This window comes from Paludibacterium paludis (assembly GCF_018802605.1).
GTDB lineage: Bacteria > Pseudomonadota > Gammaproteobacteria > Burkholderiales > Chromobacteriaceae > Paludibacterium > Paludibacterium paludis.
Genome location: NZ_CP069161.1, coordinates 634,974 through 649,644, shown reverse-complemented (window position 1 = coordinate 649,644; position 14,671 = coordinate 634,974). Strand labels below are relative to the sequence as shown.

Below are 14,671 nucleotides of genomic sequence, written 5' to 3'. Positions count from 1 at the left end.
AATAGAACCCTCCGCATGCAAAAGGGCAAGTGATCGTGATTAATGGAAAACGGACTTCGTACAGAAACACGGGCATTCACATGCAGGCGATCCGCCAGACCGGCGCAGCTCGTTTCAGGCCCGATCCCCGCTTAGCTGAGTCGTTATGGTGCGGAATTGGATGAGAATAAACAAACGATTTTTATTCATTTATAGTTGATAAAATTTCAACTATACGAAAAACTACTGACACTAAGCACAGCATGGAGCACTGGACCAGCGATGAGTAGAATGGCTTCACTGAACGGAATCCGGGTTTTCGTGATAGCGGCGCGGCAAGGGAGCTTCCAGGAAGCGGCCCGTGAGCTGTGTGTGACACCCGGTGCCGTCAGCCGTCAAATCCAGTCGCTGGAAAGCCTGCTGGCCGTGCCACTGTTCGTCCGGATGCCGCGCAAGGTCGAACTGACGCCAGCCGGCGTGGCATTGCTCGAAGCGGTCGGACCGGCGCTGGGGGCCATCGAGGAAGCATGCCGGCAGATCGCCACATCAGGGCGCCAGTCGGTCGTGTGCCTGGAATCGACGCCCACCTTCGCCATGCACTGGCTTATCCCGCGACTTTCCCTGTTCCATGCCGAGCATCCCGACGTTCAGGTCGAGCTGCGCACGACACAAGGCGTTATCGATAAAAGCCATACATCGCACATTTATATTCGCCGCTGTCCGGAACAATTCGCGGGATTGACCGGTACCCCTTTCATGAAAGAGTACTCGATCCTGGTGTGCAGTCCGGACTACTGGCATAAACACCGGGTGAGGTGTCCGGCCGATGTGGCCCGCTCGCGACTGGTCGCCATGCGCTCGCGGCAGGACCTGTGGCCCAAATGGTTTGCTCATCATGGCATCGCCGACAATCCGGAAGATGGGAGGATGGGGCTGGACAACACCATCCTTGCCATCCAGGCCGCGACCCGGGGCCTGGGCATCGCCTTTATCCCCCAACTCTTTTTGGCCGACGCGCTGGCAGCGGGCATTCTGATGCCGGTTCCGGGTTTTCCTCCCCTTCAGACAGGCACCTACTCCTGGCTCAGCCAGCAATTTCCGCTATCGCGGGCAGCGGGAACCTTCGTCAATTGGCTCACCGACTCGGCGCGTGAGGCACAACGGGTGGCGGATGCGGCCCCCTGTCCCACAGGAAACGGCGCTAAAGGCAAACCGAAAAGGTCATCCTGACGATAGTCCAGTGCGTCAGAGCGTCGGTCGAGCCCGCCGGACACCCACTGCCTCCCCCCGGCCGCATTGATGCTGCGCCGCCATCCCCAGCATGACGCCAATACCCTTCACGAAGCGCAAGGCCCCTGAAAGGCGACGCCTCGCAGGGGCCGGACAACTCAGCACCGGATCATGATTCGATCACATGCTCAGCCGCCTCCCAATCGGGCGCACTCCGCGGGAGGCAGATCAACCGGCAAGGTATTCAGATACGCGGTCAAGCGACGGCTCTCGCCGCCTGGCCGACTCCCGCGGACCACAAAGAGATCGCCACCCTGTTTGTGCTCGGGATCCAGCAGATAGCTGAAACGTCCATCGCGGCTCATGTTCACCCGCCCCTTTGCCGGGGCGCGTTCGAGCGTGACCTGCTCATCCTGATGCAGCGGCAAACGGCTGATCACGCAACGGGAACGACTCGTGAAGTGCGTGTTCGCCCGGCTGCCGGGGGAGGACAGGTCAGGGCTACCGCTCTTGCCTCCGGCTACGGACCTTTCTCCCGCATGACGCGATGCTTGCCCCGGTGCGCCAACGGCACGGGAAGAGAAAGGCGAGACGGGGTGGGCGGCGGCGGTCAGCCTCTGGTCTTTTTGCAGGGAGACCGGCCGCTGCCGTGTCGTCAACGGGCCTTCGCACTCAAGCAAACCACGCAGGCCGCTGCTGCCCGCATTGGCGACCGAGCATTCCACCGCGCGGAAGTTGTCTTCGCCCTCCAGTGCCGCGAGAGCGCGATGCACGCCGTTCAGCGCATCGACGCGGCCTTCATAGCTTGCATGCCCGCCCTTGTTCACCACTCCATGGCAATAGAAGCGGTTAATGAGACTCTGCGGCCCCTCACCCAACCTCTGACAACGGACATCGACCGCCTGCCCTCTCAGTTTCGCTTCGATCACTCGCACATCCGCGAGCCTCCACTGATCAGGAGCGAGCCATCCGCCCACCGGCACCGGATCGAATTTCCATGGCGAGGACCGGTAATCCTGCTTGAGTCCATCGACCCAGCTTTGATACGCCACCACAGTGCGCGCGTCTTTGCCTGTCTGCTCGACCCATCTGTCGAAGCCGGCCGCGTCATCCCTGCGGGTATGCTCGAACAGGGTTTTCAGTTTGCCCGAATCGTGCTGGTGCAAGTAATTGAACCACAGCGCCGCATGATGGTAGAAGGAGAAGCTGTCGGCTCCGTATGAAGAACTCATGATAATTTCCGGTGACCAGTTCACGCGTGGATAGTCGTGGCGTGTCGACTCCACGGTATGGGGGCGAATCTTGACGCCGTCACGCGATGTGGCGCCAGCAAAAAACTCGGCCACACCTTCGTCGAACCAGGCCATGCGAGTCGACTTGCCATACAGCGCGCCACGACCGAAATCGCCCTTGATCAGATAGCGCCCCGCAAGGTAATGCACATACTCATGACGCATCAGATCCTCCAGCGTCAGGGAGCTCTCGTGAGGCTTCCGCTGGAACGTATAGAACGTAGCATCCTTCTCGATATACAGTCCTCCGTTGTCACTGTTCAGATTATGCAACGCCCGCTGATAATGACGGTACTCATCGGGAGAGCCGAAAACCACCATGGTCAATACGTCGTTGGCATCGCCATCGACCGGAGCGAGGTGCCCGGTCAGGGTGGTGAATTTGGCTTTTACCTGCTTGAGCGCGTGATACAGCGGCACAATCTCGTTGAAAGGAAGGGGCGTTTCGACAACAAGCTTGCCTCCATCGAGCACCCAGCGATGGGGGAGCAGCTTGCGGCGCAGCTCGTCCCGGGCCGTGCACAACGTTTGCGCACTGTAACGCTCGCAATCGACTCGCGCGATCGTCGTGAGGGTATAGACCGCTTCCGCCCACTCCGGCGAGAAACGCTTGGAGGTTTTCAATACACCGGCCACGGTATTTTCCGCCAGCTTGCCCAAGGCTCCGCCATAACGGGCGTAGCGTCCCGATTCACGGATCATGTTGCGATACAGTTGCGGATCGGAGAACGCGGTCTCTCCGTCATTCACCAGTTTCACCATGCTGTCGAGCAACGGCTTGGCCTCGCCACGCTCGACCTTACTGCGCATATAACCTTCGTTTTTATGCGTGCGGTAAGCTGCGACCTGCATGCCGTGCATCCCCAGGGCAACCAGGTTTTTCTTGAATTTGCCGGGGTTCTTCACATATTCGGAAAAATAATGCGTCGTATGGCGGAACATCGCATCGTAGTCGCGAACGGAATCGAGCAGCAGCATCACTTCGGAAACGGCGGAGGTCAGCTCGGTTCGCCGATAAAAATCGCGTTGAACGGTCTCGGCAACTTCGGTATCCCACATGGCGCGGTTGCGCATCAGGCCGTCGACCAGCCTCAGCACTCGGGCATCGATATCGGCGCCGAAGGGCGCAATCTCGCTGGAATGGTTGTTCTGCACAAAGTACGCAGAGCGCAGGAAGACCGCCAGGGGAGCAAAGCCTCCGCTGCCGGAGCCATCCCATTCTTCGATCCGTTTCGCCGCTTCATCCGCAATCAGACGCATATTGGCGCCGGAATACAATTTGGCGGAGCTGGCATGCTTGCGGAACAGCAGCTCGGCGCAGGAGCTTGGCACCCGAACAAGGTAATCCGCCAGTGCTTTACCATCCAGACTCAACAGTTTGTCTTCGTCACAACTCAAAAATCCGCGGCTCGTCCATTCCTTATCCGGGTTATTGCCTTCACTGCCCATGGGAAATTGACCGTCAGTGTCGCCCGCTTCTGGCGGAGCGCCATGGGTCCAGACAGGACGCTCCGCCAAAATGGGGCTATGAGCCAGTCCGCGCTGCCCGTCCTGCTCCAGCCCGCGGGCAGGGTCATGAATAGCAACGGGGGGAACCGATGGGGAAGAAACAGGCTCCTGACCGCGATCGGCCATGATGCAGCCGGAAAGCAGCGCGCTGGCCACGAGGGGAAGTGAGCGAAGACCGAATAAAGGTTCGCGAAGCGATTGCTCTTTCATTACGATGATACATTCCTGTCAGTAAGAAGGGATCGAGACATACCGGCGTAACGAGAAAGTGACGCACGGCTTGCCGAAGACAGGATTTCACTGGATCAACGAAAATGCGGGCATCAGCGGGGGACGATTCGGGCAAGGCCATTTTTGGTAAATTCATCAGAAAATACTGGTCAATAAAACGCAAGCCAATTTCATTGCAGAATCCTTGGGTATCGCCAGGGGGGAGACGCAGTTTAGAAAATGAAGCGGCGCCCGTCAGCTGGCCATGAGGACCGTGGCTCTCCGGATCGGACGGCTGAAAGCGGGTACTTGAGCCGCCCCGCCGGACAGGGGATACTACTCACCATGACTTTACAGGCGTCCTTGACGGATGTTCCCCCCGAAGATGGCTTACCGCATCGTATTTGTTGAAGACGACCCCGAACTGGCAGGACTGATCAGCGAATTTTTGGGACGGCACGAAATGAGCGTCGTCGTCGAGCCGCGCGGAGATACGGCACAAGAGCGGATTCTTCGGGAGAATCCCGATCTGGTGCTGCTTGACATCATGTTGCCGGGCAAGGATGGCCTCACCATCTGCCGCGAACTGCGGCCAGTGTTCCCAGGGCCCATCGTCATGCTGACCTCGCTGGACAGCGATATGAATCAGATCCTCGGCCTGGAGCTTGGCGCCAACGACTATATCCTGAAAACGACCCCGCCCTCGGTACTGGTGGCCCGGCTCAGAGCGCAGTTGCGCAACCACAAGCCCCAGCAGGACACCGCGCGCCCGAATCCGGCTTCCCAGCGCAAGTTGAGCTTTGGCCAGTTGTCGGTTGATCCGATCAATCGCGACGTGGTGCTGGATGGAGAACAGATCACGCTCTCCACCTCAGACTTCGATCTGTTGTGGCTGCTGGCCAGCCACGCGGGCGAGATCATGAAACGCGAGACGCTGCTGAAACATTTGCGGGGTGTCAGTTATGACGGACTGGATCGCAGCATCGACGTCGCGGTGTCCCGCCTGCGCAAAAAACTTGGCGATAACCCCAACGAACCTTTCCGAATCAAAACCGTGCGCAACAAGGGCTACCTGTTCTCGCTGTCGGGCTGGGACTGATCGATGCGCAAGCTTTTCATTCAGTTCTACGTTCTGCTTGTCAGTTGTTTCATGGTGGCCGTGGTCCTGGTCGGCGTCGTTTACAAGCAGGCTGTCGACAATGTCGGAGAACGCTATCTCTCCGATCTGCTGCGCACCACTCTGACACTGATCGAAACCGAGCTGAAAGGCGTGCCGCAGGAGTTGTGGACGGAGAAGCTTGAGCAGGACGACCACCGCTTCACCTTCCATGTGCGGGTAGAGCGGCAAAGCGCCTACGACCTCGACGAAAACTCCCGCCAGGCGCTCGCACGGGGAGAAATCGTCATGCTGGAGGACAATTATCTGTACCTGCAGCAAATCGATAACAGCGATTACATCCTGGTCGCCGGCCCCCTGCGCTATCTGTTCTTCCTTCATCAGCTCAAATGGTTCGACTACGCGCTGCTGCTCTTCATCGGACTGTCGCTCGCGGTACCGGTGCTACTGTGGATGAGGCCGCACTGGAAAGACTTGATGACGCTGGAGGAAATGGCGGTTCGCCTCGCCCAGGGAAACTTCACCGCTCGGGCGCGGCTTCCTCGCAACTCCGGGGTAAGGCGCGTCGGGCAAGCCTTCAACAGAATGGCCAACAGCATTGCCGATCTTCTGGCCAGTAAAAAGGCGCTGACCGACGCTGTCGCCCACGAGTTGCGAACCCCATTGGCGCGGTTACGCTATCGTCTGGCGATGCTGGACACGGCGGCGGGCTCGCCAGAGCTTGACGCCATGGAACGCGATCTTGACGCCATCGACAGAATGATCGAGGAATTGTTGTTTCATGCCCGTCTTGACAGGCCGGAAGTACCGCTGACCGTGACGACATTCGAAGCCGCCAGTTGGCTGCAGGAACGGGTTGCCGATCAGAAGGCCCTGGCGCCTCACCTGGACTGGCATGCCGATACGGGCAGCGATTGCCCGCGGTCCCTCACCGCGGACCACCACTTGATTACCCGCGCCCTGGACAATTTGCTGTCCAATGCGCGCCGTTATACTCATACTCGCATTGCCGTCAGCCTGCGCGAAACCGATGGCATTCTGCAATTGATTGTCGAAGACGATGGCCCCGGAATACCTGAAGAGGATCGGGAGAAAGTATTCGCGCCATTCGTGCGGCTCGATAAAAGCCGTGGCCGTGCGACAGGCGGACACGGACTCGGGTTGGCTATCGTCAACCGTATCGCACTGGCGCATCAAGGTCGCGTGGCTCTGGACTCTTCCCCCTTGGGCGGTGCCCGTTTTGTACTGAGCTGGCCGAAGGAGCCACCCGTACATTCGGTTACACGGGGAAACAAAGGGAAAATAGACGGAAAATAAACCGTCTCAATATAATATCCACACCTGGACCAAAGTGAACACTTGATCCAATCAATTGATACTTAGGAAATCAAGCCAAATGAAAAAGCTGATCGCGCTCGCCATGACCGCAGTTTTCGGTCTGTCTTCCGCTGCTTACGCTGCCGATGCTTCCGCTCCGGCCGCTATTCACAAGACTCACGCCAAGAAAAAAGCTTCGGCTGCGGTAAAGGCTGACGCCTCCGCTCAGAAAGCCCAAGCCAAGAAGGCCAAGAAAGCCGCTTCCGCTGTAAAGGCTGACGCTTCCGCTCAGAAAGCCCAAGCCAAGAAGGCCAAGAAGGCCGCTTCCGCTGTAAAGGCTGACGCTTCCGCTCAGAAAGCCCAAGCCAAGAAGGCCAAGAAAGCCGCTTCCGCTGTAAAGGCTGACGCCTCCGCTCAGAAAGCCCAAGCCAAGAAGGCCAAGAAAGCCGCTTCCGCTGTAAAGGCTGACGCTTCCGCTCAGAAAGCCCAAGCCAAGAAGGCCAAGAAAGCCGCTTCCGCTGTAAAGGCTGACGCCTCCGCTCAGAAAGCCCAAGCCAAGAAGGCCAAGAAAGCCGCTTCCGCTGTAAAGGCTGACGCCTCCGCTCAGAAAGCCCAAGCCAAGAAGGCCAAGAAAGCCGCTTCCGCTGTAAAGGCTGACGCTTCCGCTCAGAAAGCCCAAGCCAAGAAGGCTAAGAAAGCCGCTTCCGCTGTAAAGGCTGACGCTTCCGCTCAGAAAGCCCAAGCCAAGAAGGCCAAGAAAGCCGCTTCCGCTGTAAAGGCTGACGCTTCCGCTCAGAAAGCCCAAGCCAAGAAGGCCAAGAAAGCCGCTTCCGCTGTAAAGGCTGACGCTTCCGCTCAGAAAGCCCAAGCCAAGAAGGCCAAGAAAGCCGCTTCCGCTGTAAAGACTGACGCTTCCGCTCAGAAAGCCCAAGCCAAGAAGGCCAAGAAAGCCGCTTCCGCTGTAAAGGCTGACGCCTCCGCTCAGAAAGCCCAAGCCAAGAAGGCCAAGAAAGAAGCCAGCAAGGCTGCGGCTTCCGCTGCCAAGTAATCGCTGATTCTTGTGCGATAATCGGGGCGCCATGGCGCCCCGTTTTCATTTGGATTACCGGATTGGTTCCCTCCATGCCACTACGCCGACTTTCACTTCTGCTCCCGCTCTTGCTGTTGCCTCTGTCGCTCGTCCACGCAGAGAAACTGACCAAAGAACAATTGACTCTGTTTTTCGGCAAAGATGACAGGGTTGTTGTCAGACCGGATAGCTCACCGTGGCAAAGTATCGGCCAAATCACGACAAAAGGCGGGCTGGAGTGCACGGCGACGCTTGTCGCACCGGACGTCGCCTTGACGGCGGGCCACTGCTTCCTCGGGCCGCAGGGGCGCATGGATCCGGCGGAAAGCTTCACTCTTGGGTTGGTCGGAGATCGCTATAAAGAGCGTGTCGCTGCCTCCGAGGTATACGTCAGCGCCCGTTTACTCAAGGGACTGATACATCGCAAGGACGGAATTTACATTCCAGCCTCCCTGGGGGCATGGGATTACGCATTTGTGCGACTGAAAAACCGGGTAGGAGACCGTTTCGGCGTCATTCCGTATTTCAGCGGCTCCCGGGATGACCTGTCGGACTTGCTGGAACGTAACGGCATGCGCATCACGCAAGCCGGTTACCCGGAGGACACGGACAACATCATGATGGCTCACAAGGACTGCCGAGCCACCGGACTGTTGCCTGATGGGCGGCTGGGGCATCATTGCGACACGCTGTCGGGCGACAGCGGATCGCCCATTTTCGCCTTTATCAACGGCAAACCCGTGATCGTGGCGATCCAGAGCTCGGCGCCGGATGCGCGCAAGCGCAAACTGGCCGACAATATGGGATTGAGCACTCCGGTTTTCAGCCGGGCGCTGGATGCGTTCATCCTGCGCAAACCCAGGTGAAACCGGAGACAAGCCTCTCGCTCACCGGCGTGCGGCGGACTGCAGCTCCACCAGTTGAGCGATGCCTTTACCGGCCAGGTCCAACAGCATGTCCATTTCCTCGCGGGTAAAGGGCACACCTTCGGCCGTGCCCTGTACCTCAATGAATCGTCCCGATGCGGTCATGACCACGTTCATGTCGGTTTCGCACCCGGAGTCCTCGATATAGTCGAGATCCAGCACAGGCTCCTCTCCGACGATCCCGACCGACACCGCGGCCACAGCCTCGCGAATGGGATTCTCCGCAAGCTTACCCTGCGCGATCAGACTATCCACCGCATCGGCAAGCGCTACCCATGCGCCGGTGATGCTGGCGGTCCGAGTCCCCCCATCCGCCTGAATCACATCGCAGTCGATGGTAATCTGACGCTCACCGAGCTTTACCAAGTCCACAACCGCGCGCAATGATCGCCCGATCAGGCGCTGGATCTCCTGTGTTCGACCGCTTTGCTTGCCCGCCGCCGCCTCACGACGCATCCGGGTCCCGGTGGAACGGGGCAGCATGCCATATTCCGCCGTCACCCAGCCCTGCCCTTTTCCTTTCAGGAATGACGGGACGGTTTCTTCGACCGACGCCGTGCAGATGACCTTGGTATCCCCAAATTCAACGAGCACGGAGCCTTCGGCATGTTTTAAATAATGGCGAGTCAAGCGCACGGGGCGCAAAGCATCGGAAGAACGGGAAGAAGGACGCATTGGTGTAGTTCCAGAAAAGTGTGCCGCCATTATATCGTACAGCCCGACAGGATCTCTGCGGCGATTGAGTGAAGGGATTTCCGTTGTTATAGTGGCATAGCCTGGATTTCGGGAATAACAAATCCGGGCACCAAGTATGTTTCCCTGAAAAATCAACCGGAGTCCCACATGATTTCCAGCATGACTGGCTTTGCCTCGGCAAGCCGCGAATTCCCGGGGGGGCTGCTCAGCCTCGAATTGCGCGCTGTCAACCACCGTTATCTGGATATCCAGATGCGCCTTCCCGAAGAATTGCGCGTTATCGAACCGCAACTTCGGGAACTCATTTCAAGCAAGGTGACACGAGGCAAGATCGAATGCCGTGCCGGCCTGAACCAGGCCGAAGGCGACGCCCCAACGCTGGAATTGAATCGGGAAACCTTGAGCCGGCTTCTTGGAGTGGCCAGCGACATCGCCAAGCTCGCCCCCGGCATCAAGGAGCTGTCGGTCGGCGAACTGATGCGTTGGCCAGGGGTCCTCAAAAGCAACGAGCTTGCACCGGAGATCCTCCATCAGCTCTGCCTGGAGACACTGGCAAAGGTACTGACCGATTTCAATGCAACCCGACAGCGTGAAGGTGAAAAACTGCGCGAACTGCTGCTTGAGCGCATCGCGGGCATGGAAACCATTGTGGCGGGCATACGCCCCCGTTTGCCCCAGATTCTCGAAGCTTACATGCAAAAGCTGTCAACACGGCTTGTCGACGCGCTGGGAAATGTCGACGATGACCGCATCAAGCAGGAGTTCGCCCTCTTTGCCCAGAAAATCGATGTTGACGAAGAACTCTCCCGTCTGACCACTCACCTGACCGAGGTCAAGCGCATCCTCAAGCATGGAGGCCAAGCGGGCAAGCGACTTGATTTCCTCATGCAAGAGCTGAACCGGGAAGCCAACACCCTGGGGTCGAAATCGGTTTCCACCGAAACCACCCAGGCCTCGGTAGAGCTGAAGGTGCTGATCGAGCAGATGCGCGAGCAAATCCAGAATATCGAATAAGCCTTCGCAGCGTCCCGCCTCGCAAGACCGAACCACAAACGCCCCGACCAGGGGCGTTTCTTTTCCCGCCAAGCCATATCAATCAAGCTCATAGGAAAAAAATCCGGGAATATCCTTAGGGCGGCAATAGTCGAAAAAACAGGCTCGGGGCAATAAGAAACGGTAGGACGCTCATGCCTGTTCAGCCAGATAAAATCATCTATCACAATGAATTCAGCCCCGTACTTTGAATATGCGCGCAAACATAGTCCGATTGGCAATGCAATAGGACTGAATGCAAAGAACCAATCCCAAAATGGTCAGGACAATGCCTCCACTCGCCAAATAAAACGTGCCGACCAACAGCAAACCCAGCAATATGGAAAGACGGCCAGCCCATTTCAATCTTCTTGACAGCACGGTTTCTTCATGGAATTTTTCTATTGAAGCCATGCCAAAAACCCAAAAAACCATGATAATAGGCACAATCACTGAAAGTGACAATATTGCCAAAATAATCCACATTCAACCCTCGCATTAATGGTAGAAGTCCAGACTGGATCTGATTGTATCCTGTGTTGACGGCGCCCGATTGTCAGGTCATCGCGTCCCCCTCCATAACGGAGGAAATACGCCATTCTGTCGACAAATGCTTGATTGCCTTTCCAAGAGCCACTTGTAAACCTTGCATCCGCACGTTGCAATCGGAACTCGACCGGACACCTGTATGCTATGGTGGGTTGAAATGCCACACGCAACAAACCAACTGGCCATGCGGGCGGTATCGTTAGTGTGAAGTTCTCTAGAAAGTCAACTTTATGCCAATTAATCAGCTTTCACATTGACTTCATTTTCTGTGGTATTTTACTGACACCTGAATGTGAAGATACGTTAAGCTCTTCTCCTCTTGTTCCCCAGCTTCGTCATCATTTTCCCAAGTGCCGCAATCTTTTATCTCATCAATTATTTTTTCATAAATTTACACATTACAAAATTACAACTCATTCTTTAATAAGTATGTATGCACCGTTTTTCCTGGCTTTCCTGCGGCGAGAATAGTCCGTATCGAAATACTCTTGGAGCGGAGCAGGCCATGCGACTAAAAACCGCCCATCTGGCCGGAACACGCCAGGATCAAGGGGATGCCCCTCGCATCAGTTTTCCCTGGCGTCCTGCGCGACTACGCAAACTACGCATCAAGACCTTCAAGTTGCTGCATCGTGTGTTTTATGGAAAAGCCTGCCGTCATAGCATCGAGTTGTGGCCCTACACATCCTTGCGGCGTGGACAGGACGGAGAGATTCAGCAGCTTGGATTTTTCGGCAAGCGCATCGAGCTGACCCGTCTTGATGACGTACCCAAAGGAGAAAACCGGGCGATCCATATCATCGCCACCGGCCCGTCCGTCTCTGAAATCAATTATCGCCGCCTGCCTGGCGCGCTGCTTTTCGGGGTAAACGGAGCAATCGAACTGACACGCTCGTATCCGGAGCTGGTATTCAATCTGTATTGCCTGATCGACTACACCTTTATCACCGGAAGGCCCGACATTGCGCGCAAGATTGCCATGACGAGTGGCATGACCCTGTTCACCACGCCAAAATGCCTTTTTTACCTGCGAGAGTGCATGCAAAGCCGATCTTTTGCATGCAAGGTCGTTGCCATTGAGGACACGGCGGAGAAGTACAATGAACCCACGCGGGACTCACTGGCGCGAGCCTCTGCGGACCCGCAGATGCATGTCGATGAAAACGACCCGTCCCGGGGGTTCAGCGGCAATATCCGCAAAGGCGTATACCGCGGAGGAACCGTGGCCTTTGTCGCGCTGCAGATTGCTTGCTGGCTGGGTTACCGGCGCATCTATCTGCATGGGGTCGATATCGGCAATGCCCGGGAAAAACCCCGCTTTTACGAAACCCCTGCGAATCGATTGCGCAGCCATCTGACCGACGAGTTCGAAGACGTCATCCTTCCCTCCTTCTCGTTGGCCGCCAAAGCGCTGCGACGGTCGGGAGTCGACGTTATCAATCTGTCGCCAGCGAGCGCACTGCCGGTGACGCTCTTTCCAAAGTGCCCGGCGGCAACGCTCTATGTTCCCGAAAAATTCCGTTGAAACGCATCGTCCCGCCGGAGAGTCCTTCGGGGGCGATATATCCTGCCCCTACGTCAGTATTATTCGCCGACGACACGCACCTCGAGTCCCTGATCGAAAAACACTCCGCTCACCATCCCGTACAGCGACAGTTTACGGATGATCTGCATTTCCTCTCCCGACTGGCTGGACAATGTCGCCCGGCCAAACCCGTTCATTCTCACAAAATCCTTGCGTCGCATGCCGGCACACGCCCCCGATACGGGGCCAATGCCGAATGGCTTGCCAAGCCGCGGCGTCATGAGATGCATCGGCTCCAGGCCCGGCAGTTGCCGTCCGCTTACCTGCAGGAGATAACGTTGCGGCCAGTGCCCGACATACCCCAATGACGCATCGCTTTGCAGCGCTTCGATGATGTCTTTGTCGAAGTGATGGGGAAACGCTTCAATATCGTCATCGATCTCAATGAGATACTCTCCTTCCGCGAGCGGAAAAATCTCCTTGTAGAAGTTGATGCCGCCATTGCGGTCATTGACCCGCACCTTGTCGATGCCGAATTGCGTGATGACGTCGAGCGTGGCCTGCCAGTCATCGTTCACGCCGATGACGATTTCCACATCGTCGCACCATAGCGCCGCTTTCAGGCGTTCCAGGGTATGGCGCAAATGTTCCGGTCGTTGCCAGGTCACCAGCACAATGCTCAAGCGGCAGCGATCACGGTAATTGTCCAGACGGTAACGCAACTGCTGATAATCGCCGACCTCCGCCACAAACCGGTTGAGATCCGCCTGGGCCAGCACCGTGGAAAGACTCTCCAGCCGGCCAAAATACAACAGCATGTCAATCAGGGCGCGCTGGGCTTCCGGATGATCCGGATATTGGCGATAAAAGGCCATCACAGGCTCGATACCGAACGTTGCCAGTTCCTGCACGGAAGGTCCGCTGGTGATGTATTTGAACACCATGGCCAGCACCGGATAAACATGGGGGATCCAGTCAGGATTCTCCAGACCCACCTCTTTCAGTACACGGGCGGCTTCCGGCAGACGCAAACTCGCCACGAGTTGAAACGCCAGCAGTATTCGCTCCCGAATTGGGGAGTCGTCCACGCCGAGAGCGCGCGACAGTTGTGAGTTGGCTTCGGCTGGATGAGAACCGACCTGATCAAGATACGTGTTCAGGATCAGGAGCATATCAAGATGAAACCCCTCTTCGGGCAACAGGGGGTCAATCATCGGCCGCTCCATTTTCGGCCCAGATCAGCCGGGCAATCGCCGATGAGTCAAGCCCCCCCTCGCCGCGCGCCACCAGCGCCGCAATCAGCTCCGCGACACGTTCGGACTGGGGCAGGTGGATGCCCAGCTGCCGTGCCGTATCCATCACGATGCCCATATCCTTGAGATGCAAAGCGGCCTTGAACCCAGGAGCGTAATTGTCATCAATCATCCGCTGGCCGTGCACTTCCAGCACCCGGCTGGCGGCAAAGCCACCCAGCAACGCCTCGCGCACCGGCACCGGATCCACACCGGCTGCACGCGCCAGTTGCATGATCTCGGCGACCATAGCGACCCCGACACCGACCGCGATCTGGTTGCACGCCTTGGCCACTTGTCCGGCGCCGGAATCGCCTATGCGGGTAATGGTCGAGCCCATGGCGTCAAGAGCCGGGCGGACACGCTCCAGGGCCTCGGCGTTCCCCCCGACCATGATGGTCAGCGTGCCATTGATGGCGCCAACCTCTCCGCCGGACACCGGACAATCGAGAAAGGCGACGGCATGTCCGGCTAGCTCCGCCGCGATGTCGCGGGCGCCGATCGGACTGATGGTGCTCATGTCAACGCAAACCAGCCCGGGGTGCGCGCCATGAACCGCGCCCTGATCCCCAAGCAGCACCTCTTTCACATCGGGGGTATCGGACAGGTTGGTAATCAGAACATCAACCCCGGCGGCCAGCGCCGCCGGCGAATCATAGACACTGGCCCCCGCCTCGCGCAATGGAACAAGCGATGCCTCGTTACGCGCCCACACCCCGACAGCAAAACCCGCCTTGATCAGATTGAGCGCGCAAGGACGCCCCATGATGCCCAGGCCGATATAACCGACTTTCATCGAACACTCCTCATCCCGGGGAAAAGGCCGCACAGGCGATGCTCCCCAACGTTTCGTTTCACTTTCATGCCTAGTATACCCCCTGGTATTCCGTGGAATCCCCGGGTCGATACAAGCGGCAAAAAAAACACG

The 14,671-nt window shown here is 57.5% G+C and carries 12 protein-coding genes; 7 read left to right on the top strand and 5 right to left on the bottom strand.

Annotation, left to right across the window (positions count from 1 at the left end; genetic code table 11):
• Positions 1–270: 270 nt before the first annotated feature.
• Positions 271–1,209 (top strand): LysR substrate-binding domain-containing protein, encoded by a 939-nt coding sequence (locus JNO50_RS03010; protein WP_189533447.1) that lies wholly within the window; start codon positions 271–273, stop codon positions 1,207–1,209.
• A gap of 188 nt (positions 1,210–1,397) precedes the next feature.
• On the opposite strand, the gene JNO50_RS03005 is transcribed toward JNO50_RS03010, so the two are convergent.
• Positions 1,398–4,220 (bottom strand): collagenase, encoded by a 2,823-nt coding sequence (locus JNO50_RS03005; RefSeq protein WP_189533449.1) that lies wholly within the window; start codon positions 4,218–4,220, stop codon positions 1,398–1,400.
• 370 nt (positions 4,221–4,590) lie between these two features.
• Here JNO50_RS03005 and rstA point away from each other — a divergent pair, with 370 nt between their 5' ends.
• The 4 genes from rstA (at position 4,591) to JNO50_RS02985 (ending at position 8,589) form a co-directional block, all read left to right on the top strand.
• Positions 4,591–5,319 carry a two-component system response regulator RstA gene (rstA, locus tag JNO50_RS03000; protein WP_194588384.1) on the top strand — a complete coding sequence of 243 codons (729 nt, stop codon included), beginning with the start codon at positions 4,591–4,593 and terminating at the stop codon, positions 5,317–5,319.
• A 3-nt stretch (positions 5,320–5,322) separates the two neighbouring features.
• Positions 5,323–6,654: a two-component system sensor histidine kinase RstB gene (gene rstB, locus JNO50_RS02995; RefSeq protein WP_189533452.1), complete on the top strand. Its 1,332-nt coding sequence runs from the start codon at positions 5,323–5,325 to the stop codon at positions 6,652–6,654.
• Positions 6,655–6,733: 79 nt separating this feature from the next.
• Entirely contained in the window at positions 6,734–7,702 is a 969-nt protein-coding gene (locus tag JNO50_RS02990; protein ID WP_215796468.1) for a hypothetical protein, read from the top strand.
• A 74-nt stretch (positions 7,703–7,776) separates the two neighbouring features.
• Positions 7,777–8,589, top strand: a complete 813-nt coding sequence (locus JNO50_RS02985; RefSeq protein WP_189536905.1) for a trypsin-like serine peptidase — start codon at positions 7,777–7,779, stop codon at positions 8,587–8,589.
• Positions 8,590–8,610: 21 nt separating this feature from the next.
• Here JNO50_RS02985 and rph read toward each other — a convergent pair whose 3' ends face one another.
• Positions 8,611–9,324: a ribonuclease PH gene (rph, locus tag JNO50_RS02980; protein ID WP_189536903.1), complete on the bottom strand. Its 714-nt coding sequence runs from the start codon at positions 9,322–9,324 to the stop codon at positions 8,611–8,613.
• A gap of 168 nt (positions 9,325–9,492) precedes the next feature.
• On the opposite strand from rph, the gene JNO50_RS02975 reads away from it, so the two are divergent.
• Positions 9,493–10,359 carry a YicC/YloC family endoribonuclease gene (locus JNO50_RS02975; protein ID WP_189536901.1) on the top strand — a complete coding sequence of 289 codons (867 nt, stop codon included), beginning with the start codon at positions 9,493–9,495 and terminating at the stop codon, positions 10,357–10,359.
• Between the two features lie 213 nt (positions 10,360–10,572).
• Here JNO50_RS02975 and JNO50_RS02970 read toward each other — a convergent pair whose 3' ends face one another.
• Positions 10,573–10,863, bottom strand: coding sequence for a hypothetical protein (locus JNO50_RS02970; protein WP_189536899.1), 291 nt, complete (start codon positions 10,861–10,863; stop codon positions 10,573–10,575).
• Between the two features lie 496 nt (positions 10,864–11,359).
• On the opposite strand from JNO50_RS02970, the gene JNO50_RS02965 reads away from it, so the two are divergent.
• On the top strand, positions 11,360–12,451 hold the full coding sequence (locus JNO50_RS02965) for a hypothetical protein (RefSeq protein WP_189536897.1): 1,092 nt from the start codon (positions 11,360–11,362) through the stop codon (positions 12,449–12,451).
• A gap of 59 nt (positions 12,452–12,510) precedes the next feature.
• Here JNO50_RS02965 and JNO50_RS02960 read toward each other — a convergent pair whose 3' ends face one another.
• Both JNO50_RS02960 and JNO50_RS02955 read right to left on the bottom strand, forming a co-directional pair.
• Entirely contained in the window at positions 12,511–13,665 is a 1,155-nt protein-coding gene (locus tag JNO50_RS02960) for a glycosyltransferase family 2 protein (RefSeq protein WP_189536895.1), read from the bottom strand.
• Complete coding sequence (locus tag JNO50_RS02955; RefSeq protein ID WP_189536893.1) at positions 13,658–14,539, bottom strand: NAD(P)-dependent oxidoreductase; 882 nt, start codon at positions 14,537–14,539, stop codon at positions 13,658–13,660. Before JNO50_RS02955 ends, JNO50_RS02960 begins: the two co-directional genes overlap by 8 nt.
• Positions 14,540–14,671: the final 132 nt, after the last annotated feature.

Bases quoted from the DNA above. Each gene is read 5' to 3' on its own strand.
- JNO50_RS03010 (WP_189533447.1), top strand. From the start codon at position 271: ATGGCTTCACTGAACGGAATCCGGGTTTTCGTGATAGCGGCGCGGCAA.
- rph (WP_189536903.1), bottom strand. From the start codon at position 9,324: ATGCGTCCTTCTTCCCGTTCTTCCGATGCTTTGCGCCCCGTGCGCTTG.
- JNO50_RS02985 (WP_189536905.1), top strand. From the start codon at position 7,777: ATGCCACTACGCCGACTTTCACTTCTGCTCCCGCTCTTGCTGTTGCCT.
- JNO50_RS02955 (WP_189536893.1), bottom strand. From the start codon at position 14,539: ATGAAAGTCGGTTATATCGGCCTGGGCATCATGGGGCGTCCTTGCGCG.
- JNO50_RS02970 (WP_189536899.1), bottom strand. From the start codon at position 10,863: ATGTGGATTATTTTGGCAATATTGTCACTTTCAGTGATTGTGCCTATT.
- rstB (WP_189533452.1), top strand. From the start codon at position 5,323: ATGCGCAAGCTTTTCATTCAGTTCTACGTTCTGCTTGTCAGTTGTTTC.
- JNO50_RS03005 (WP_189533449.1), bottom strand. From the start codon at position 4,220: ATGAAAGAGCAATCGCTTCGCGAACCTTTATTCGGTCTTCGCTCACTT.
- JNO50_RS02960 (WP_189536895.1), bottom strand. From the start codon at position 13,665: ATGATTGACCCCCTGTTGCCCGAAGAGGGGTTTCATCTTGATATGCTC.
- JNO50_RS02975 (WP_189536901.1), top strand. From the start codon at position 9,493: ATGATTTCCAGCATGACTGGCTTTGCCTCGGCAAGCCGCGAATTCCCG.
- JNO50_RS02990 (WP_215796468.1), top strand. From the start codon at position 6,734: ATGAAAAAGCTGATCGCGCTCGCCATGACCGCAGTTTTCGGTCTGTCT.
- rstA (WP_194588384.1), top strand. From the start codon at position 4,591: ATGTTCCCCCCGAAGATGGCTTACCGCATCGTATTTGTTGAAGACGAC.
- JNO50_RS02965 (WP_189536897.1), top strand. From the start codon at position 11,360: ATGCACCGTTTTTCCTGGCTTTCCTGCGGCGAGAATAGTCCGTATCGA.